Annotated in this window: 20 protein-coding genes and 2 tRNA genes; 16 read left to right on the top strand and 6 right to left on the bottom strand. The window is 69.5% G+C overall.

Annotation, left to right across the window (positions count from 1 at the left end; genetic code table 11):
* The first annotated feature begins 35 nt into the window (after positions 1–35).
* The 7 genes from ABH933_RS16645 to ABH933_RS16615 are packed head-to-tail and all read left to right on the top strand — an operon-like array spanning position 36 to position 6,599.
* Entirely contained in the window at positions 36–1,535 is a 1,500-nt protein-coding gene (locus ABH933_RS16645; protein WP_429427443.1) for a CoA-acylating methylmalonate-semialdehyde dehydrogenase, read from the top strand.
* Between the two features lie 3 nt (positions 1,536–1,538).
* Positions 1,539–2,678 (top strand): acyl-CoA dehydrogenase family protein, encoded by a 1,140-nt coding sequence (locus ABH933_RS16640; protein ID WP_215916581.1) that lies wholly within the window; start codon positions 1,539–1,541, stop codon positions 2,676–2,678.
* An 11-nt stretch (positions 2,679–2,689) separates the two neighbouring features.
* Entirely contained in the window at positions 2,690–3,784 is a 1,095-nt protein-coding gene (locus ABH933_RS16635) for an enoyl-CoA hydratase/isomerase family protein (RefSeq protein ID WP_429427521.1), read from the top strand.
* Between the two features lie 17 nt (positions 3,785–3,801).
* Positions 3,802–4,707 carry a 3-hydroxyisobutyrate dehydrogenase gene (gene mmsB, locus ABH933_RS16630; protein ID WP_429427446.1) on the top strand — a complete coding sequence of 302 codons (906 nt, stop codon included), beginning with the start codon at positions 3,802–3,804 and terminating at the stop codon, positions 4,705–4,707.
* 36 nt (positions 4,708–4,743) lie between these two features.
* On the top strand, positions 4,744–5,520 hold the full coding sequence (locus ABH933_RS16625) for an enoyl-CoA hydratase (protein WP_215916583.1): 777 nt from the start codon (positions 4,744–4,746) through the stop codon (positions 5,518–5,520).
* 34 nt (positions 5,521–5,554) lie between these two features.
* Positions 5,555–6,082: a DUF3558 family protein gene (locus ABH933_RS16620; protein ID WP_429427448.1), complete on the top strand. Its 528-nt coding sequence runs from the start codon at positions 5,555–5,557 to the stop codon at positions 6,080–6,082.
* 4 nt (positions 6,083–6,086) lie between these two features.
* A complete protein-coding gene (locus ABH933_RS16615) occupies positions 6,087–6,599 on the top strand; it encodes a DUF3558 family protein (protein WP_429427450.1) in 513 nt (170 codons plus the stop codon).
* 20 nt (positions 6,600–6,619) lie between these two features.
* Here the strand turns inward: ABH933_RS16615 and ABH933_RS16610 are convergent, their stop codons facing one another.
* Both ABH933_RS16610 and ABH933_RS16605 read right to left on the bottom strand, forming a co-directional pair.
* Positions 6,620–7,702, bottom strand: coding sequence for an Hsp70 family protein (locus tag ABH933_RS16610; RefSeq protein WP_429427452.1), 1,083 nt, complete (start codon positions 7,700–7,702; stop codon positions 6,620–6,622).
* A 93-nt stretch (positions 7,703–7,795) separates the two neighbouring features.
* Positions 7,796–8,332 carry a MarR family winged helix-turn-helix transcriptional regulator gene (locus ABH933_RS16605; protein ID WP_429427454.1) on the bottom strand — a complete coding sequence of 179 codons (537 nt, stop codon included), beginning with the start codon at positions 8,330–8,332 and terminating at the stop codon, positions 7,796–7,798.
* Positions 8,333–8,426: 94 nt separating this feature from the next.
* On the opposite strand from ABH933_RS16605, the gene ABH933_RS16600 reads away from it, so the two are divergent.
* Positions 8,427–8,497 (top strand) — tRNA-Cys (locus tag ABH933_RS16600).
* A gap of 38 nt (positions 8,498–8,535) precedes the next feature.
* On the opposite strand, the gene ABH933_RS16595 is transcribed toward ABH933_RS16600, so the two are convergent.
* Entirely contained in the window at positions 8,536–9,903 is a 1,368-nt protein-coding gene (locus tag ABH933_RS16595; RefSeq protein WP_429427456.1) for a metallophosphoesterase, read from the bottom strand.
* Positions 9,904–10,043: 140 nt separating this feature from the next.
* On the bottom strand, positions 10,044–10,712 hold the full coding sequence (locus ABH933_RS16590) for a hypothetical protein (RefSeq protein ID WP_429427458.1): 669 nt from the start codon (positions 10,710–10,712) through the stop codon (positions 10,044–10,046).
* Positions 10,713–10,884: 172 nt separating this feature from the next.
* Here ABH933_RS16590 and ABH933_RS16585 point away from each other — a divergent pair, with 172 nt between their 5' ends.
* Together ABH933_RS16585 and ABH933_RS16580 are read left to right on the top strand one after the other, a co-directional pair.
* Positions 10,885–11,466 (top strand): TetR family transcriptional regulator, encoded by a 582-nt coding sequence (locus ABH933_RS16585; protein WP_429427460.1) that lies wholly within the window; start codon positions 10,885–10,887, stop codon positions 11,464–11,466.
* Between the two features lie 117 nt (positions 11,467–11,583).
* Entirely contained in the window at positions 11,584–12,972 is a 1,389-nt protein-coding gene (locus ABH933_RS16580) for an FAD-binding oxidoreductase (RefSeq protein ID WP_429427462.1), read from the top strand.
* A gap of 66 nt (positions 12,973–13,038) precedes the next feature.
* Here ABH933_RS16580 and ABH933_RS16575 read toward each other — a convergent pair whose 3' ends face one another.
* Positions 13,039–13,521, bottom strand: coding sequence for a TetR/AcrR family transcriptional regulator (locus ABH933_RS16575; RefSeq protein WP_429427464.1), 483 nt, complete (start codon positions 13,519–13,521; stop codon positions 13,039–13,041).
* Between ABH933_RS16575 and ABH933_RS16570 the strand changes: the two genes are divergently transcribed.
* Entirely contained in the window at positions 13,501–13,902 is a 402-nt protein-coding gene (locus ABH933_RS16570; protein WP_429427466.1) for an alpha/beta fold hydrolase, read from the top strand. The genes ABH933_RS16575 and ABH933_RS16570 overlap by 21 nt on opposite strands.
* Positions 13,903–14,050: 148 nt before the next feature.
* Here the strand turns inward: ABH933_RS16570 and ABH933_RS16565 are convergent.
* Positions 14,051–14,123, bottom strand: a tRNA-Arg gene (locus ABH933_RS16565).
* Positions 14,124–14,272: 149 nt separating this feature from the next.
* On the opposite strand from ABH933_RS16565, the gene argS reads away from it, so the two are divergent.
* The 5 genes from argS to thrB all read left to right on the top strand — a co-directional run bounded on the left by argS (position 14,273) and on the right by thrB (position 20,856).
* Complete coding sequence (gene argS, locus ABH933_RS16560; RefSeq protein WP_429427468.1) at positions 14,273–15,931, top strand: arginine--tRNA ligase; 1,659 nt, start codon at positions 14,273–14,275, stop codon at positions 15,929–15,931.
* A 105-nt stretch (positions 15,932–16,036) separates the two neighbouring features.
* Positions 16,037–17,458 carry a diaminopimelate decarboxylase gene (gene lysA / locus ABH933_RS16555; protein WP_429455045.1) on the top strand — a complete coding sequence of 474 codons (1,422 nt, stop codon included), beginning with the start codon at positions 16,037–16,039 and terminating at the stop codon, positions 17,456–17,458.
* Complete coding sequence (locus tag ABH933_RS16550; RefSeq protein WP_429427472.1) at positions 17,455–18,786, top strand: homoserine dehydrogenase; 1,332 nt, start codon at positions 17,455–17,457, stop codon at positions 18,784–18,786. Before lysA ends, ABH933_RS16550 begins: the two co-directional genes overlap by 4 nt.
* Entirely contained in the window at positions 18,783–19,877 is a 1,095-nt protein-coding gene (gene thrC / locus ABH933_RS16545) for a threonine synthase (protein ID WP_429427474.1), read from the top strand. The genes ABH933_RS16550 and thrC overlap by 4 nt, the downstream gene beginning before the upstream one ends.
* A gap of 37 nt (positions 19,878–19,914) precedes the next feature.
* The gene (thrB, locus tag ABH933_RS16540; protein ID WP_429427523.1) at positions 19,915–20,856 is read left to right on the top strand and encodes a homoserine kinase; all 942 of its coding nucleotides are present in this window, start codon (positions 19,915–19,917) and stop codon (positions 20,854–20,856) included.
* Positions 20,857–20,946: the final 90 nt, after the last annotated feature.

Raw genomic sequence — 20,946 nt, 5'->3', positions numbered from 1 at the left:
TTCGTCACACCGCACAAGTAAGGGCAGGAACTGGGATGGTTCGCGAACTCACGCACTATGTCGGCGGTAAGCACGTGGCCGGGGCGTCCGGCAGGTTCGGCGACGTGTACAACCCGAGCACCGGACGGGTGCAGGCCCGGGTGCCGCTGGCGAGCAGGAGTGAGGTCGAGGCCGTCATCGCCGACGCGGCCGAGGCGCAGAAGGGCTGGGCCGCGCTGAACCCGCAGAAGCGGGCACGGGTGCTCATGAAGTTCCTGACCCTGGTCCAGGACGAGATGGATTCGCTGGCGGCGCTGCTGTCCAGCGAGCACGGCAAGACCATCCCCGATGCCAGGGGTGACATCCAGCGCGGGCTCGAGGTCGTCGAATTCGCCACCGGCATACCGCATCTGCTCAAGGGCGAATACACCGAGAGTGCGGGCACCGGCATCGACGTGTACTCCCTGCGTCAGCCCCTCGGTGTGGTCGCGGCCATCACGCCGTTCAACTTTCCGGCCATGATCCCGCTGTGGCAGGCGGGCCCGGCGCTGGCGTGCGGAAACGCCGTGGTGCTCAAGCCCTCCGAGCGGGACCCCTCGGTGCCGCTGCGGCTCGCCGAACTCTTCCTCGAGGCCGGGCTGCCCGCGGGCGTGTTCAACGTCGTCAACGGCGACAAGGAGGCCGTGGACACGCTGCTGCGCGACGAGCGCATCAAGGCGGTCGGATTCGTCGGTTCCACCCCGATCGCGCAGTACATCTACGAGACCGCGACCGCGAACGGCAAGCGCGCCCAGTGTTTCGGCGGCGCGAAGAACCACGCCGTGGTCATGCCCGACGCCGACATGGACGACGTGGCCGACCAGCTCATCGGCGCGGGCTACGGCTCGGCGGGGGAGCGCTGCATGGCCATCTCGGTCGCGGTGCCGGTCGGCGAGGAGACCGCGGATCGCCTGCGCGGCAAGCTCATCGAGCGCATCGAGAAGCTGAACGTCGGCCTGTCCGACGATCCGGGCGCGGACTTCGGACCGCTGGTCGGGCGCGACGGCGTGGACCGGGTGAACAGCTACATCGGCATCGGCGTCGAGGAGGGCGCGGAGCTGGTGATCGACGGCCGCGGCCTGGTCGTCGAGGGCGGCGAGGACGGATTCTTCGCGGGTGCATCGCTTTTCGACCGCGTCACCCCTGACATGCGCATCTACCGCGAGGAGATCTTCGGGCCGGTGCTGGCGATCGTGCGCGCCGCGGACTACGAGGAGGCGCTGCGCCTGCCCAGCGAGCACGAATACGGCAACGGCGTCGCGATTTTCACCCGCGACGGCGACACCGCCCGCGACTTCACCGCCCGCGTGCAGGTCGGCATGGTCGGGGTCAACGTGCCGATTCCGGTGCCGATCGCCTACCACACCTTCGGCGGCTGGAAGCGTTCCGGCTTCGGCGATCTCAACCAGCACGGCCCGGACTCGATCCGCTTCTACACCAAGACCAAGACCGTCACCCAGCGCTGGCCGTCGGGCACGAAAGAATCCAACGCATTCGTCATCCCCACCATGGACTGACCGGTGTTCACACTGGACGAGGACGAGAAGGCGATCGCCGAGACCGCCCGGAGTTTCGCCGACGAACTGCTAGCGCCGAATGCCCTGGAATGGGACGAGCGCAAGCACTTCCCGGTCGACGTGTTGCGCAAGGCCGGCTCGCTGGGCCTGGGCGGCATCTACATCCGCGACGACGTGGGCGGCTCGGCGCTGCGGCGGCTGGACGCGGTGCGGATCTTCGAGCAGCTGGCCACCGGCTGCCCGGCCATTGCCGCCTACATCTCCATCCACAACATGGCGACGTGGATGATCGATACGTACGGCGATGAGGCGCAACGGAATCGGTGGCTGCCGGGCCTGACGTCGATGGACCTGCTGGCCAGCTACGCGCTCACCGAGCCGGGCGTCGGCTCCGATGCGGCGGCCCTGAGCACCAGGGCCGTTCGGGATGGCGACGACTATCTGCTCACCGGCGTCAAGCAATTCATCTCCGGCGCCGGCAGCACCGACGTGTACGTGATCATGGCGCGCACCGGACACCCGGGGGCGCGGGGCATCTCGGCGTTCATCGTGCCCGCCGACACCCCCGGACTCTCGTTCGGCGCGAACGAGCGGAAGATGGGCTGGAACGCCCAGCCGACCCGGCAGGTCGTTCTCGACAATGCCCGGGTGCCCGCCGCCAACCTGCTCGGTGTGGAGGGCAACGGTTTCCGCATCGCCATGAACGGGCTCAACGGCGGCCGGCTCAACATCGCCGCCTGCTCCCTGGGCGGGGCGCAGACCGCGCTCGATCGGACCGTCGCATATCTGAACGAGCGCAAGGCATTCGGCTCCCGGCTGCTGGACAACACCGCCCTGCAGTTCGACCTGGCCGACATGCGCACCTCGCTCGAGGCCGCCCGCACGCTGCTGTGGCGGGCCGCGGCCGCACTGGACGCCGACGCGCCCGACAAGGTCGAACTGTGCGCCATGGCCAAGCGATTCGGCACCGACGCCGGGTTCGAGGTGGCCAACAAGGCCCTGCAGCTGCACGGCGGCTACGGCTATCTGGCCGAATACGGAATCGAGAAGATCGTCCGCGACCTGCGGGTGCATCAGATTCTCGAGGGAACGAACGAAATTATGCGGGTCGTCGTGGCCCGCTCGGTGGTAGGAGCAGCATGAGCGAGCGACCCATGGAGACAGCCGAACCCGAGGTTCTGATCGAGAAACTCGACGGCATCGGCCTGATCACGCTGAACCGGCCCAAGGCCATCAACGCGCTGAATCATCCGATGGCACTGGCCATTCTCGACGCGCTGCACGCCTGGGCGGACGATGACGAGGTGCGCACGGTGGTGCTCACCGGGGCCGGCGAGCGCGGGCTGTGCGCGGGCGGAGACATCGTCGCCATTCACGAGGATGCGAAAAACACCGTCGCCCGGGGTGGTTCGCCGTACGACGCCGCGGACTCGCCGAGCGGGCGGTTCTGGCGTGACGAGTACGTCCTCAATGCCCTCATCGACCGCTACCCCAAGCCGTACGTCGCGATCATGGACGGTATCGTCATGGGCGGCGGTGTGGGCCTGTCCGGACATGCCTCGCACCGCGTGGTGACCGAACGATCCAAGGTCGGCATGCCCGAGACCGGCATCGGCTTCGTGCCCGATGTGGGCGGCAGCTACCTGCTCGCCAACGCCCCGGGAGAGATCGGCACGCACCTCGCGCTGACCACGGCGCGAATGAGCGCCGGGGATGCCATCGCGGCCGGATTCGCCGACTATTTCGTTCCGTCCGAACATGTTCCGGCGTTGCTCGAGGCGCTGCGGACCGCGGATGCGGAGGTGGCCATCGCCAAATTCGCGCAGCCCGCGCCGGTGTCGGCCTTCGTGGCACAGCGGGATTGGATCGATGCCTGCTACGGCGCGGACACCGTGGAGGAGATCGTGTACCGGCTGCAGAACGACGGCCGTCCCGAGGCCGCCGCGGCGGCCGCCGACGTGCTGTCGAAATCGCCGGTGGCGCTGAAGGTTACGCTGCGCTCGCTGCGCGGCGCGCGCGAGGCCGCAAGCCTGGCGGAGGCGCTGAACCGGGAGTACCGGGTCTCGGCCGCGTCGCTGCGCACCCACGACCTGGTGGAGGGCATTCGGGCCCAGGTCGTCGACAAGGACCGCAACCCCCGGTGGGCACCGGCCACCCTGGCCGAGGTCACCGGTGCCGACGTCGCGGCCTACTTCGGCGATCTCGGCGATCGCGAATTGGGCCTGACCGCACCTCGAGACGCACAGTGAGCCACGGGAGGACACGCATGACTACCGAGAACCCGAAGGTCGGATTCCTGGGCCTGGGCCACATGGGCGGACCCATGGCCGCCAACCTGGTGCGCGCGGGATACGCGGTCGTCGCCTTCGACCCCGTGCCCGCCGCGCAGGATCAGGCCCGCGCGGACGGTGCGAGTGTTGTCGCGACCGCGGCGGAGGCCGTGGCCGAAGCCGACATCGTCGTCACGATGCTGCCCAACGGCCGCATCGTGCTCGATCTCTACGGCGAGATCCTGTCCGCCGCGAAGCCCGGGACGCTGTTCATCGACTCCTCCACCATCGACGTGGCCGATGCGGTGGCCGCTGCGGAACTCGCTGTCGCGCAGGGATATCGGGCCCTGGACGCGCCCGTCTCCGGCGGCGTCGCGGGCGCGGCCGCGGGCACCCTCACCTTCATGGTGGGCGGCGCGCCGGACGATTTCGCCCAGGCCCTGCCGCTGCTCGAGGTCATGGGCGGCAAGGTTGTGCACTGCGGCGGCGCGGGCGTCGGGCAGGCCGCCAAGATCTGCAACAACATGCTGTTGGGCATCTCGATGATCGGACTGTCCGAGGCCATCGTGCTGGGCGAGAAGCTGGGCCTCACGCACGAGAAATTCTTCGACGTGGTGTCCACCGCCTCGGGGCAGTCTTGGGCGCTGACCTCGTATTGCCCTGTGCCGGGCCCGGTTCCGGCCAGCCCGGCGAACAACGACTACCGGCCCGGCTTCGCCACCGCCCTGATGACCAAGGATCTGGGCCTGGCCGCGAACGCCCTCGCCGCCAACGGCGTGGACGGGCAGCTCGGGCAGCTGGCCGCGCAGATCTACCAGCGCTTCAACCGGGACGAAGCGGGCAGGGACTTCTCCGCTATCGTGACCGACATCCGCACGCGATCGGAACAGGAACAGGCATGACCGGCCGCCCCGGACGTGCCCGGAAAGGGATGTGACATGACTGATTTCGAGACCATCCTGCTCGAGCGCAAGGGCCGCGTCGCCCTCGTCACGCTGAACCGGCCCAAGGCCCTCAACGCCCTGAATTCGCAGGTGCTGACCGATATCTCGGCCGCGCTCGACGAGCTCGAGGCCGACGAGGAGATCGGTGCGGTCGTGCTCACCGGATCCGAGCGGGCCTTCGCCGCCGGCGCGGACATCAAGGAGATGCAGTCCAAGTCCTACATGGACATGTACCTGGCCGACCACTTCGCCGGCTGGGACCGCCTCGTCGCGTTCCGCAAGCCGATCATCGCGGCGGTCGCCGGGTATGCCCTGGGCGGCGGCTGCGAGCTCGCGATGATGTGCGACCTGCTGATCGCGGCCGACACCGCCAAGTTCGGCCAGCCTGAGATCAAGCTCGGCGTCATCCCCGGGATGGGCGGTTCCCAGCGCCTGACCCGCGCGGTGGGCAAGGCCAAGGCCATGGATCTGATCCTGACCGGCCGGAACATGGATGCCGAGGAGGCCGAGCGCGCGGGGCTGGTCTCGCGCATCGTCCCGGCCGCCGAGCTGGTCGCCACGGCCCTCGAGGTGGCTGCCACGATCGCCTCGATGTCGCTGCCATCGGTGATGATCGCCAAGGAGGCGGTCAACCGCTCCTTCGAGACCACCCTGGGTGAGGGCCTGCGCTTCGAGCGCCGGGTCTTCCACTCGCTGTTCGCCACGGCGGACCAGAAGGAGGGCATGGCGGCGTTCGTGGAGAAGCGGGCGGCGAATTTCGGCAACCGCTGAGCCGTCGGTTCACGTTCCCCGTGGCACGGGGGCGATGGGTAGCCTGGGCCTGGTGTGGAAGCGGGTGGCGGCAGCGGTCGGGACGGGCGCTGCCCTGATGGTGGCGATGGGGTGCGGTTCGCCGGGCACCCCCACCACGACACCCAGCCCGTCCACCCCTGCGCCCGCCGCCGCGATCGGGCGCTGCGGTTCGGTCAGCGACGCGCAGATCGCGCAGGCCACGGGCCTGTCCGGACTACAGCAGGTATCGGCCAATCCGCTGCGTTGCGCCTGGGAGACCGGCGGCGGCGCCGACTACTCGGTCGTCTTCGAGTGGTTCCGGGGCACGCCGCTGGCGGACCGCCGCACCCAGGTCACCCTCGGCACGTCCGCCTCGGCGCAGGTCGCCGGCCATTCCGGGATCCTCTGGTCCGGCCCGCAGGCCTGCGAGCTCGCCGTCGAGTCGGGCGGGGAGGACTTCATCGACTGGATCGTGACGGCCGCGGGGCACGGGTCCGCCCGCCCAGCGGCCTGCTCCGACCTCGAGAAGCTTGCCGCCGCCACGCTCGCGAAGGCAGGCTAGGGGCATGGGGCGGTTCATGCGCGTGGCGGCCGCGGTCCTGCTGACGGCCGCCGTGGCGGGATGCTCGTCGGGAGGCACGCCGCCGTCGTCCGCCGACCGGTCGGCATCCGATCCGAACTTCCTGGCCGGGTGCGGGCCCGTGACCGATCAGGTCCTCGCGCGCAGCCTGCAGGGCACCGTGGTGCGCCAGCAGACCGCGCCCACCGTCTGCACCTGGCGGGCGCAGACCGCCCACGGCGTCGTCGACGTCACCTACAGCTGGTTCCAGGACGACGTCCTGATGCGGGACACTCAGGTCGCGGCCCAGTACGGGTATCAGATCGAGAAGCTGGTGGTCAAGAAGTTCGGCGGCATGTACTGGCGCGATCCGAACGACCCGGGCAGCTGCGGGATCACCACCGCGGACACCGGCACCATCACGTGGTGGACTCAGAACCGCGACCACGCCGCGCAGCCGGATCCGTGCGCCGTCGCCATGAGCCTGATGCAGCACACGCTACTCATCGACGGCACCTGAGTTCTGTGCGAGGCGCGAATCTACTTGGAGGGCATCGGATTCGCGGGCGTGCCCGCGACCTCCACCGGGGTCGGCGCGGGGCTGGGACCGTGCGTGTCGGGCCGCGTCGAATCCCGGTTCGTGCTCAGCAATCCGGCCACCGTCGCGCCGAGCGTCGCCGTAACGGCCAGCGCCGCAACCAGTTTGCGCTTGGACACCGGCGCGGTGCGCTTGGGCGGCACGGTCGGCAGTGGCGGCAGGCGCACGCCCCGCACCCGGCGGGCCGAGGGCAGCTGGGTGGCCATCAGCACCGCACCGCGCGCCGAGACGAATTCGGGCTCCGGATCGTAGATGATCGGCAGATTCAATAGCTGCGCCACCGACTCGCGAATGCGGGGATTGCGGGAACAGCCGCCCAGCAGCGCCATCGCCAGCGGCGGGACACCCGTCTCGTCGATCATCTGCCGCACGTACGACACCGAATGGTGGATGCCCGCCTCGGTCAGATCCTCGAAATCGCTGCGCGTCACCACCATTCGCCGGCCGCTGTGCGGATCGCTCGCGGTGAGCACCGGCGTGATCGTCAGCGCCTCCTTGTAGGCGCGGCTGGTCGGCTTGTCGACATTCACGGCGGCATGCGCCAAATGCCAGCGCAGCAGGGCGTCGTGCCCGTCGCCGCCCAGCACCCGGCTGCGCTTGACGGCCAGAATGGCGTCGGTGCGGCAGTCGGCCTCGGTGACGGTGAGCCCCGCGGCGCCCAGGTCGTAGAGCAGCACCGCGCCCTCGTCCGGGAGCTGCCCGCTGAAACGGAGGTAGCGCAGCTGCGCGAGGGGTTCGTCGACGATCGTGAGGCGGCTGCGCCCGGCCATGGTGCGGATGGCGTCCTCGTGCAGGGAGGTGCGGCAGGTGACCGCGATGCCGGTGATGAACTCGTCGCGGCGCGCCGCGGCCTGACGCATCAGATTGATCGCCGCGAACACCGCCTCCTCGACCCCGCCCCCGGCCCGGCGCGGCACCGTGCAGCGGTCGATCGGCGGAAGATGCGGCTGATCCGAATGCGTGAGCATCGCGCGGGCGCCCCCAGCGCCCGCCGACACCCCCAGGACCAGCACCATGGCCTCCATGGTGAACCTTTTGGGGCCGGATGTGAAGGCAATGGGCCTGATGTCGCTGGCCGGATGCTGAATGGTTATGGCGTTCCGGGCGGGCCCGCCGGGCTAAGCCCAGCGTGTCGGCGTGCCGCCGGTATCGAAGTCACCGGCGGTTCGGCGGAATTCCGACAGCAGTTGCAACAGCAGGTGCAGGCGCTCCGGCGGTAGGCCGGGGCGCGCGAAAACCGACTCGTTGAGCTCGCGCGTCGCCTGGGTGACCAGCTCGCGGCCCGCGTCGGTGATCTCGATCAGCGTTGCCCGCCGATCACTGGGGTGCGGTACTCGCTTGACCAGTCCGGCGGCCTCGAGCCGGTCGACGGTGTTGGTGACGCTGGTCGGGTGCACCTGCAGGCGCGCACTGGCCATGGCCATCGGCAGGGCGCCGGACTTGCTGAAGCTCAGCAGCGCGAGCAGTTCGTAGCGGGAGAAGGTCAGCCCCGAGGGCCGCAGCGCCTCGTCCACCCGCGCCATGACGATCTGCTGGGCCCGCACCAGCGACGTGACCGCCGCCATCCCGTCGGCCACCTCGCCCCAGCCGTGGGCGGTCCACTGGCGATGCGCCTCCTCGATCGGGTCCAGCGGCAGCGGGCGGGGGGTAGCCATGCGACGAGTCTATTTGCTCCGCTCCCGAACTTTCCGATCATGGTGACCGAAAATGTGGGCATTGGGACTCTGCCGCGGCACCATGAACTGCGATGCGGGTGTGCCTGAGTGGTTAGGGGGCGGTCTGCAAAACCGTGCACGCGGGTTCGATTCCCGCCATCCGCTCTGCATCCTCTGCCTCCGCTCCGCTCCGGCGGGGTCGGTCAGGTCAGGCCCGAAAGATCGCGCAGGACAGTGTGATTGCGGTCGGCCGTGGTGCCGAGCGTGTAATCCGGCCACAGGCCCAGGTATTCGGCGCGGCTGCGGTGGCTCCAGCGGCGGGCGTCGGGGGTTCGGGTCTTGTAGAAGTTGACCGTGTAGCCGCCCTCGTAGATGCGCACCAGGGTGTAGCCGCCGGGATATTCCTTCACCGCGCCGACTTCCAGGAACTCGACATTCAGCGGGATGTCCGTGCCGCTACGGCGATTGCGATGGGTGTGTCCGGCATGGTGCAGGAATACTCCCGGCGCGGACCGATAGAGCGACTGCAGCGCCAGCGAATCCGTCCGGTTCAACACGAAATCCAGTCCGTTGATATTGGATACGGCCGCGTCGTGCGTCACCGGATGGTGGCCGAAGATCAGGGTCGGGCGGTCCGGGTCGGCCCGCAGCAGCGTACGCAGGTGGGCGAATTGGGCCGGGTCGATGGCGCCGCCGGCGGCGTCGAGCAGGGTGGTGTCCAGGCCCAGCACCCGTAGGCCGCCGAGCCGGTGTTCGGTGAGTTGCCCTCGCGGACCGAAGGATTCGCCCCAGCAGTCGTGATGGTCGGCATCGGCCACGGCGGGGCAGCCCGCGTACTCCGGGCCGACGTGCGGGCGGTCGTGGTTGCCACGCACGGCGAACCAGTCCCGCTCGCGCACGCCCCACGAATCCAGATGCGCACGCACGGAACCGGTCTGGGCCGGTGTCGCCTCGGCGGTCAGGTCGCCCGCGACGAGCAGATGATCGGCACCACGGTCGGGCAGGCGCAGATCGCCCAGCAGCGCGGTGAGCATCACCTCCGGATACGGCGGCAATCCAAGCTCCTGCCGCACGCCGGGCGGCTCCGCCGCGTGGATCAGCCCGGCGGTCTCCTCGCCGATGTGCAGATCGTTGGACAGCGCGAGGATGCGCAGCAGGCGGCCCGGGGGGAGTGCGAGTGTCGTGAACTGCCCGGTGCATTCGGGGCTTCCGGGCAGATGGGTGACCACGGTCGAGCCCGGCGTCGCGCGCACGCCGTCCGACCAGGCCTCGAAACGGTAGGCGCGACCGGGCTCGAGCCCGATGATCTCGGCGTAGTGGTACGGCGTGCGATCGGAATCGTCGTGCCGGATCCGCGCCGGGCCGCGGGCATCCGCCGGAGCCAGGCGGACCTGCGTGCCCGCCGGCACCGGGTTCCCACCCGGGCCGGGCGCGAGCGTGGTCCAGGTCAGGATCACCGACGTCGGGGTGACGGTGACCACTTCGAGATCGGTCGCGATCATCGAATTCTCCTGCGCGCGAGCCGGACCCGCGGCGGCAACGATCGGGATGGCGGCGAGTGCGGCGAGCATGCGACGCCGGCTCGGTCCGCAACACGTCACTTCGGCGGTCCCATTTCGTCGGCCCGGCGCCCTCGTCCCGGACTGCTGCCACGGTCACAACGCACACTACGGTACGGCGCGCGACCGCGAAACGGCCACCGCAACGGCGGTCAGGGCAGGTCGTAGCGGTATCGGCTGGTGGGGATGAGGTCCAGGTCGCGATTGGCGCCGAAGGTGTTGACGCTGTCCATCATTCGGCTCATCCGGCGCTGCAGCTCGGCATCGTCCCCGGCGCTGCCCCAGAACGCGTGCGGATCGGTCATCGCGGCCATCGGGAACAGCTCCTCGACGAGCGCGTCGACCCGGGGACCCGGGGTGATCGCATCGACGACGGTGTTCTGCACGTATCCGAACGTCGCCTGGGTCTCGATCGCGACCATGGTGTGCGTGCCGTGCCAGTGCCGCTGCCACTCCTCGCGGGGCAGGTCCGCCGGAATCCGCAGCAGCGCGACATTGGCCAGCGCATCGCAGCGCACGCCGCTGGCGGTGTACGGCGGGGTGAGCGGCACCCGCTCGTCCACGATCCAGCCGTTCACGTTCGCCGCAACGGCGGACAGGGCATCGGTGACGGTCGCGGTGTCGAACTCGCCCCACACGCTGACGATCGCGTCGACCGGTGCGTCGTAGGTGGCGTGGCGTAGCTGCGCGGCCGCCACCTCCGCATCGGCGATATTCACCTGAAGCTCGGTCGCCCCGCTCGCGCGCAGGCGCGCGTGCAATTCCGGCGAGCTCAGCGCCTTGCCCAGCTCCGGCCCCCACAGCGCGTACATCAGTTTCATCGCGAGCAACCTTTCGGCATCGGTATGCACCATGACGGTAGCCGCGGCGGTGTCGCCGGGACGCGGTTTCGGGTCGTGGTCTCGCTGAACGAGACACTCCGGCGGTACCCCCGGATCGCTGCCGGATAGCTCGCACTGGCATGTCAACAAATGTTGGCATACAGTCGTTGGCATGACCGCCGAGACCGCGTCGCGCCGCTCCGACGCCACCCGCGCCGCCATCCTCGACGCTGCCCGGCGCCGCTTCGCGCAGGACGGCTACCGCAAGGCCACGATCCGGGCAATCGCCGCCGACGCCGAGATCGACCCGTCGATGGTGATGCGGTACTACGGCAACAAGGAGGGGTTGTTCGGCGCCGCACTCGATATCGATCTCGAACTGCCGGATCTCGGTGGGGTGGCCCAGGATTCGCTGGGGGAGGTGCTCGTGCGCCGCTTCCTCGAGCTGTGGGAGGTCAGCCCGGGCAACGAGATTCTGCTGACGATCCTGCGATCGTCCATGACCGACGACGCCATGGTCGAGCACCTTCGGCGGCGGGTGTTCGGTGAGCAGCTGATGCCGATGGTGCTGCGCGTCGGCGATCCCGCCGACGCCCCCCGGCGCGCCGGGCTCATCGCCAGTCAGATACTGGGTCTTGCCCTGTGCCGCTACGTATTACAGCTCCCCCCGGTCGTCGCGCTGACGCCCGCACAGATCGCCGCGGAGATCGGCCCGACGCTGCAGCGCTACCTGACCTCGCCCCCGGGCGCGTAGCCCGGCCGGTTCCCGGAGCTCGGGCACGCCGCGCGAAGTCATCGCGGTCCTGGATCGGCCGTAGGGTCGAGTGTTTCGGGCTCCGGCTGCGATACGACCACGAATGTGTGAGGTGAGATGTCGACTCCGCTCGAGGAACTGGCCGCCGCTCTGCCCGCGGGCCGGGTCGTCACGGACCCGGACGTGATGGCGACCTACCTGCACGACGAGGCCGAATGGGCGCCCTGCGAGACGCCGCTGGCCGTGCTGCGGCCCCGCACCGCCGAGGAGGTTCGCACCATGGTGCGCGCCTGCGCCGAGCACCGCATCCCGGTCGTCGCGCGCGGCGCGGGCACCGGGCTCTCGGGCGGGGCCAATGCGAGGCGCGGGAGCGTGGTGCTGACGCTCGAGCAGATGAACGCGATCCTCGAGATCGACCCGCTCGAACGCGTCGCGGTGGTGCAACCCGGCGTGGTCAACGACGACCTGCGCCGCGCCTGTGCCGAGTGCGGGCTGTGGTATCCGCCGGATCCGGCGAGCGCGCCCTGGTCGACCATCGGCGGCAACGTCGCGACCAATGCCGGCGGGCTGTGCTGCGTGAAGTACGGCGTCACCCGCGACTACGTGCTCGGCATGCAGATCGTCACCGGCACGGGCGAATTGGCGCGGCTGGGCCGTCGCACCGCCAAGGGGGTGGCGGGCTACGACCTGGCCGGGCTGCTGGTCGGCTCGGAGGGCACCCTGGGCATCATCACCGAGATCACGGTGCGGCTGCGGCCCGCCCGTCCTGCCGAGCGCACGGTGGCGGGGTATTTCGACTCGATCGTCAGCGCCGGGCGGGCCGTGGAGGCTGTCGTCGGGTCCGGGGTGGTTCCCTCGGCGCTGGAACTGATCGATAGGCACTGCTTGCGGGCGGTGGACGAATGGAAGAAGCTCGGGCTCTCGGTGGACGCCGACGCGGTGCTGCTGGGCCGGATCGACACCGCCGGTGCGGCCGGCGAGGCGGAGGCGGAGACGATGCGCCGGTGCTTCGAGTCCGCCGGCGCCACCTGGAGCGCGATCTCCACCGACGAGACCGAATCCGAGGCGCTGTTCGCCGCCCGGCGCCTGGCCTATCCGGCCGTCGAACGGCTGGGACCCGTTCTCACCGAGGACATCTGCGTCCCGATCCGGGCGGTTCCCGGCATGCTCGCCCGCATCGAGGAGATCGCCGCCCGCCACGACACCGTCATCGCGAATGTCGCCCACGCCGGTGACGGCAACCTGCATCCCCTGCTGATCACCTCCCACGACGATCTGTCCGCCCGCGACCGAGCCCGCGCCGCCTTTGCCGACATCATCGACGCCGCACTGGAATTCGGCGGCACCGTCACCGGCGAACACGGCGTGGGCCTGCTGAAGATGGACGGCCTGGCCAAGGAACTGGACCCCGTCGTGATGTCCATGCACCACGCGATCAAGCAATCCCTCGACCCCTTCGGAATCCTCAACCCGGGCAAGGTCGTTCCCGACCACACGGCGCGGTGAAGGGCCGGTTCGGCGACTTGTCGTGCGGTCGAGGGGAATTCGGCGCCGCCTCGGCAGCCCGGGCGGTCAAGCGTCGGGTGGCCAGACGGTGCTGAGTACGCGATCGGGCCAACCGTCCGGGATGCCGTCGACGGTGACGTAACGGCCGTAGAAGGACCCGATGAGCATGCTGGTGAGCGCGTCGAGGTCGGTGGACTCGGGGAATCCGCCCTCGGCCAGTGCCCGGCGCAGCAGCGCCCGTCGCGGCTCGACGAGGCGCGTCTTGAACAGGCCGAGCAGTTCCGGGTGGCGTTCCTCCTCGGCGAGCAGTGAGCCCAGGATGGCCATCGCGGGGATGGCCCGCAGGTTGAGCAGGAAGTTCTCCAGGATCGCCAGGGCGTCGGCGCGGGGAAAAGCGGTGACCTCGGGCGGTTCCTCGACTCGTAGTGAGTCGATCACCGCGGCTACCAGTTCGGCCTTGTTCCGGTATCGGCGCCGGAGGCTGGGGACCGTGGTGCCCGCGGTGGCCGCCTCGAGAAGGATCCACCGATGCGTTTCTCCGCGTTCCACCGACGGTTGATCGCCGGCAAGGAAGCCGACTTCTACGGCGGGCTGTACGAGGCGAAGGACGGTCCGCTCGACAAGGCCGAGACCGACGGCTACATCGCCGCCTTCAGCCGGGCCGGCCGCACCCACGCCGGCCTGGAGTACTACCGCGAGAAGGACGCCGGCGACAAGGCCGAGGACGCCCTGTTCGCCCAGCAGGGCAAGCTGACGATTCCGGTATTGGGCCTGGGCGGCCAGGACAGCATGGGCCCCACCGTCGGCGCCATGCTCGCCCGCGTCGCCACGAACGTGACCACCGACGTCGTCCCCCACGCCGACCACTGGGTGCTCGACGAGAACACGAGTTACGTGATCGCCGGCCTCCGCAAACTTCTCGCGGAGTGAGCGCGAGGTGGCGGCGCAACTCGACCGGTCCGCACGGATCTCGGCGGATCGCGAAATCCTCGCGGGCACAACTGAATAGGCGATTGCCGCGGTAGCGGAAAACGAAGAGCCCCGATCAGCCGATGCTGATCGGGGCTCGAAGTATTTGTGCCCTCGGTAGGATTCGAACCTACGGCCTTCTGCTCCGGAGGCAGACGCTCTATCCCCTGAGCTACGAGGGCGGGGATTGGACCCGCTCGTCCTTCGTCCGATCGGGCTGGGAAAGCGTATCGCATCGAGGGCGCAGCGCCAAAAGGGCGCGTTCGGCGCGGGCGGGCCAGCCTAAACCCACTGGCGGTGGCTCATGGGTGTAACCATAGGATGGTTACTCGTGACTCCAGCTGACCTTGCAGATCTCCTTCGTGCCACCGCGGCGAAGGTGCTCGTCGAACGTGGATCGGACCCCTCCGTCCTGCCCGACGAGGTCACTGTGGAGCGACCCCGCAATCCGGAACACGGCGATTACGCCACGAATGTGGCGATGCAGGTGGCGAAGAAGGCGGGCATGAATCCCCGCGAGCTGGCCGGGCTGCTCGCCGAGGCGCTCTCGGCCGCCGACGGCGTCGAGTCCGCCGAGGTCGCGGGCCCGGGCTTCCTGAACATCCGGCTGGCCGCGGCCGCGCAGAGCGCCATCATCGAGACGGTCCTGGCGGCCGGGGAGAAGTACGGCACCGCCGCGGCACTGGCCGGCACGAAGATCAACCTGGAGTTCGTCTCCGCGAACCCGACGGGCCCGATCCATCTCGGCGGCACCCGGTGGGCGGCGGTCGGCGACGCGCTCGGCCGCATCCTGGCCGCGCAGGGCGCCGCGGTCACCCGCGAGTACTACTTCAACGACCACGGCGCGCAGATCGACCGCTTCGCCAACTCCCTGGTCGCGGCCGCGACCGGGCAGCCCACCCCGGACGACGGCTACGCGGGCGCCTACATCGGCGAAATCGCCGGCACGATCGTCGCGGCCAACCCGGGCGCGGCCGACCTGCCGCAGGACGAGCGGCACGAGCTGTTCCGCCGCGAGGGCGTCGAGCTGATGTTCGCGCAGATCAAGCAGACGCTGCACGAGTTCGGCACCGACTTCGACGTCTACTTCAACGAGAGCTCGCTGTTCGCCTCGGGCGAGGTCGAGCGGGCCGTCGCCGAGCTGAAGGCCTCGGGCAAGCTGTACGAGAAGGAGGGCGCGTGGTGGATCGCGTCCACCGAATACGGCGACGACAAGGACCGCGTCGTCATCAAGAGCGACGGCAATTCCGCCTATATCGCCGGTGACATCGCCTACTTCCACAACAAGCGCGCGCGGGGCTTCGACCTGTGTATCTACATGCTCGGCGCGGACCACCACGGATATATCGGCCGCCTGAAGGCCGCCGCGGCCGCGTTCGGCGACGATCCGGACACCGTCGAGGTGCTCATCGGCCAGATGGTGAATCTGGTGAAAGACGGTGTGGCCGTGCGGATGTCCAAGCGCGCGGGCACGGTCGTCACGCTCGACGACCTGGTCGAGGCGATCGGGGTGGATGCCGCGCGGTATTCGCTGGTGCGGTCGTCGGTCAACAGCAGCATCGATATCGATCTGGATCTGTGGACCAAGCAGGAGAGCGTCAACCCGATCTACTACGTGCAGTACGCGCACGCCCGCACCTGCCGCATCATCGAGAATTCGAGCGAATTCGATTTCGCCTCGGTGGCACCGGATTTCGCCGCGATGACCGCGGACCGCGAGGGTGAGCTGATGCGTACGCTCGGCGAGTATCCGCGAGTGGTCGCCACGGCCGCCCAGGCGCGCGAGCCGCATCGGGTGGTGCGTTACCTCGAGGAACTGGCCGGTGTCTACCACCCCTTCCAGTCCGACGACGACATGCGCGTGCTCCCGAAGGGCGACGAGCCGGTCACCCCCCGCCACGCAGCCCGCCTGGAGCTGGTGAAGGCCACCCGTCAGGTGCTGCGCAACGGGCTGGCCCTGCTCGGCGTCAGCGCACCGGAGCGCATGTGAATCCGCTATGGAAGGAACGATTTTTGTGAGGGAGCGCAGCGAGCGAACCATGGGCGCAGCCGTCGGCGCGGTCATGCCGGAGCCGAGCGCTAGCGAGGCGGAGGTATGAGCGCGCACCCGGCGGGACCACGGCACGCCGAGATTCCGCATGCCCCGAATCTGCCGGAGCGGCCCGGTGATCCGGCACGGATGACCGAGCTGCCCGCGAATGTATGGCCCCGCAACGCCTCCCGCGGCGACGACGGCGTGGTGCGGCTGGCCGGCGTGCCCGTGACCGAGCTCGCCGAGCGGTTCGGCACCCCGCTGTTCGTGGTCGACGAGGACGACTTCCGTTCCCGCTGCCGGGACATGGTGCGCGCGTTCGGCGCCAATACCCGAGTCCACTACGCCTCCAAGGCATTTCTGTGCGGCGAGGTCGCGCGCTGGGTCCGCGACGAGGGTCTGTCCCTGGATGTGTGTTCCGGCGGCGAGCTGGCCGTCGCGCTGCACGCTGATTTCCCCGCCGAGCGAATCGCCCTGCACGGCAACAACAAATCCGTCACCGAACTCGACGCCGCCGTGCGGGCCGGGGTCGGCCACATCGTGGTGGATTCGCTGATCGAGATCGATCGGCTGGAGGCCGTGGCCGGTCGCGCCGGGGTGGTGCAGGACGTGCTGGTCCGTGTCACGGTCGGCGTGGAAGCCCATACCCACGAATACATTTCGACCGCGCACGAGGATCAGAAGTTCGGGTTCTCGATCGCCGGCGGCGACGCCATGGAGGCCCTGGCGCGGGTGTTCGAGGCGCAGAATCTGCGCCTGGTCGGCCTGCACAGCCACATCGGTTCGCAGATCTTCGACATCGACGGCTTCAAGATCTCCGCCCGGCGCATGCTGCGCCTGCTCAGCGATGCGATCGCCAAGTTCGGCGTGGCGCGCACCGAGCAGATTCACACCCTGGATCTCGGTGGCGGACTGGGCATTTCGTATCTGCCGAGCGACGACCCGCCGCCCCTGGACGACTTCGCGCGCAAGGTGTGCGATCTGGTCGCCGAGGAGGCCGCCCTGATCGGGCTGCCCGCCCCGCAGATCGCGGTCGAGCCGGGCCGCGCCATCGCCGGCCCGGGCACCGTCACGCTCTACGAAGTCGGCACCATCAAGGACGTCGCCCTCGACGCCGGCGCCCAGCGCCGCTACATCAGTGTCGACGGCGGGATGAGCGACAACATTCGCCCCGCGCTGTATCAGGCCGACTACGACTGTCGCCTGGTCTCGCGCACGTCCGCCGCATCCGCGGTGGTAGCTCGCGTGGTCGGAAAGCATTGCGAGAGCGGCGATATCGTCATTCGAGACGCGTGGATGCCCGAGGATGTCGGCCCGGGCGATCTGATCGCGGTGGCCGCGACGGGCGCGTACTGCTACTCGATGTCGAGCCGGTACAACCTGTTGACCCGCCCGGCGGTGGTCGCCGTGCGCGCGGGCGAGGCCCGCCTGATCCTGCGCCGCGAGACGGTGAACGATCTGTTGAGCTTGGAGGTGCAGTCATGAATGGCGCATTCGGATCCGATCATCCGATCGGAGTCGCGGTCCTGGGCATGGGCAATGTCGGCGCCGAGGTGGTACGCATCATCCTCGACAACGCCGAGGACCTGCGTCAGCGCGTGGGCGCCCCGCTGGTGCTGCGGGGAGTCGCGGTGCGCCGCCTCGACGTCGACCGCGGCATCCCGGCCGAGCTGCTGACCACCGACGCGCGCGCCCTGGTCACCCGCGACGACGTGGACCTGGTCGTGGAGGTGATGGGCGGCATCGATCCGGCCCGCGAGCTGATCGGTGCCGCGCTGAACGCCGGCAAATCCGTGGTCACCGCGAACAAGGCGCTGCTGGCCGATTACACCGGCGAGCTGGCCGCGGCCGCCGAGCACTCGCGCGCCGACCTGTATTTCGAGGCCGCCGTGGCCGGCGCGATCCCGGTGGTGCGCCCGCTGATCCAGTCGCTGTCCGGTGACCGGGTCAACCGCGTCGTGGGAATCGTCAACGGCACAACCAATTTCATCCTCTCGGCGATGGACGAGACCGGCGCCGACTACGGGCAGATGCTCGCCGACGCGCAGCGGCTGGGCTATGCCGAGGCCGACCCGACCGCCGACGTCGAGGGCTACGACGCCGCCGCCAAGGCCGCGATCCTGGCCTCGCTGGCCTTCCACACCCGGGTGACCGCCGCCGACGTCTACCGCGAGGGCATCTCCAAGATCACCGCCGAGGACCTGGAGACCGCCGCGGCCGTCGGTTGCACGGTCAAGCTGCTGGCGATCTGCGAGCGCGTGCCCGGCCAGCCCAGCGCGGACGAGGGCGGCAAGGACCGCATCTCGGTGCGCGTGTATCCCGCGCTGATCCCGCGCAAGCATCCGCTGTCCGCGGTCACCGGCGCGTTCAACGCCGTCGTCGTGGAGGCCGAGAACGCGGGCCGGCTGATGTTCTACGGCCAGGGTGCCGGTGGCGCGCCGACCGCCTCCGCGGTGATGGGCGATCTGGTGATGGCCGCCCGCAACAAGTTCTTCGGTGGCCGCGCGCCGGGCGAATCGGTCTATGCTGAGCTGCCGATCGCGCCGATCGGCGACACGCCCACCCGCTACCACGTGAACCTGCAGGTCGCCGACCGTACCGGGGTTTTACAGGCCGTCGCCGGCGAGTTCGCCCAGCATGGGGTCAGCATCTCGACGGTCCGCCAGGAGGGCTCCGACGCGGGCGCCCGACTGGTCGTGGTGACCCACCACGCGTCCGAGTCGGCGCTGGCCGATACGGTGGCCGCACTGGCCGAGCTGGAATCCGTCACATCCGTGACCAGCGTCTTGAGATTGGAAGGCACCGAGGAATGAACAAGGCAGGAGTGCCCCTTCCCGCCGCGGTACACACCCCCTGGCCGGGCCTGATCGAGGCCTACCGCGATCGTCTCGCGGTCGGCGCGGACTGGGAGACGGTCACGCTGTTCGAGGGCGGCACCCCGCTGGTGCCGGCGCATCATCTCTCGCAGCTCACCGGCTGTGAGGTATATCTCAAGGTCGAGGGCCTGAACCCGACCGGATCCTTCAAGGATCGCGGCATGACCGTGGCGATGACCGATGCCAAGGCCCGCGGTCAGAAGGCCGTGCTGTGCGCCTCCACCGGCAACACCTCGGCGTCGGCCGCGGCGTACGCCACCCGCGCAGGCATGCACTGCGCGGTGCTGATCCCGCAGGGCAAGATCGCGATGGGCAAGCTGGCCCAGGCCGTCATGCTCGGCGCCAAGATCATCCAGGTGGACGGCAACTTCGACGACTGCCTCGAGCTCGCCCGCAAGGTGACCGCGGAATTCCCGCAGGTCGGCCTGGTGAACTCGGTCAACCCGGCCCGCATCGAGGGCCAGAAGACCGCGGCCTTCGAGATCTGCGATGCCCTCGGCCGCGCCCCCGACGTGCACGCGCTGCCGGTCGGTAACGCGGGCAACATCACCGCGTACTGGAAGGGCTACAGCGAGTATCACGCCGACGGCCTCACCACCGCCCGCCCGCGCATGCTCGGTGTGCAGGCTGCCGGGGCCGCGCCGCTGGTCAACGGGGCGCCGGTGAAGAACCCCGAGACGATCGCCACCGCCATCCGGATCGGCGCGCCCGCGTCGTGGAACAGTGCGGTCGCGGCGAAGGAGGAGTCCGGTGGCGCCTTCCGCGCGGCCACCGACGCGGAGATCCTCGAGGCGTACCGCCTCGTCGCGAGCACCGAGGGCGTCTTCGTCGAGCCCGCCTCGGCCGCCAGCGTGGCCGGGCTGCTGGCCGCGCGCAAGGAGGGCTGGCTCGATGACGGGCTGACCGTGGTCTGCACCGTGACCGGCAACGGCCTCAAGGATCCGGACACCGCGCTCTTGGGTATGCCCGAGGTGCAGGCGATCGCGGTCGACCCGGTCGCGGTCGCCCACGAGCTGGAACTAGCCTGAGGTGAGTCATTTCACAGCATCGAGCCGAGCCGGGCAGGTGACCGCAACCCTGCCCGCCGGATTGTGCGTGACGGCGCGGGTGCCCGCGTCCAGCGCCAACCTGGGGCCCGGATTCGATTCCCTGGGCATCGCGCTGGGCCTGTACGACGAGATTGCCGTGCGAACCACCGATTCGGGGCTTACGATTCGGGTGGAAGGCGAGGGTGCCGATGAGGTGCCTTGGGACTCTTCACATCTCGTGGTACGCGCGATCCAAAGGGGGCTGGAATCGGCGGGTGTGTGGGCCGACGGCCTGGATGTGGTGTGCCGCAATGTGATTCCGCATTCGCGGGGGCTGGGATCCTCGGCCTCGGCGGTGGTCGGCGGGCTGGCCGCCGGGCGGGCACTGGCGGCGAAGTTCGATCCGGAACTCGCGGGCAGCGAGGCCGAATTGGTCCAGCTGGCATCGGAGTTCGAGGGACATCCCGATAATGCCGCGGCCAGTGTGCTGGGCGGAATTGTGGTGTCCTGGACCGAAAACGATCAGGTGGCCGACGGCGAGCGGCCCGGGCGAGCCTATTTCGCGGTGCGGCTGAGCCCGCATCCGCTGCTGCGGGCGCACGTGCTGGTTCCCGAGGAGCGCTCGGCGACCGCGCACACCCGCGGACTGCTCCCCGAGACCGTCCCGCACGGCGACGCGGCGTTCAACGCCAGTCGCGCCGCGCTCGCGGTGGTGGCGCTGACGCAGCGCCCCGACCTGCTGATACCCGCCACGGCGGACCGGCTGCACCAGGGGTACCGGGCCGGTGCGCTGCCCCTGACAACCGCCTGGATCGCTCGGTTGCGCGCGGCCGGGATCGCCGCCACGGTGTCGGGCGCGGGGCCGACGGTGCTGGCGTTGACCACCGGCGAATTCCCTGCCGAACTGCGCGAACTCGCGATTGCGGAGGGGTTGCGGGTACTCGAGCCGGCCATTTCCGAGGGTGTGCGGACCGATTGACCGCGTGCCTGCCTTGCAGGCATTCCCGCAGGGAGCTATCCTGGGCGAGTCCGTACATCGTGCGCATCAGACGCCGGTGCTTCATTTGGG

Origin of the sequence: Nocardia sp. GP40, from assembly GCF_050434125.1 — a bacterium.
GTDB lineage: Bacteria > Actinomycetota > Actinomycetes > Mycobacteriales > Mycobacteriaceae > Nocardia > Nocardia albiluteola.
Note: the sequence above shows the minus strand (reverse complement) of the source record. Positions and strands in the feature narration are given on the sequence as shown.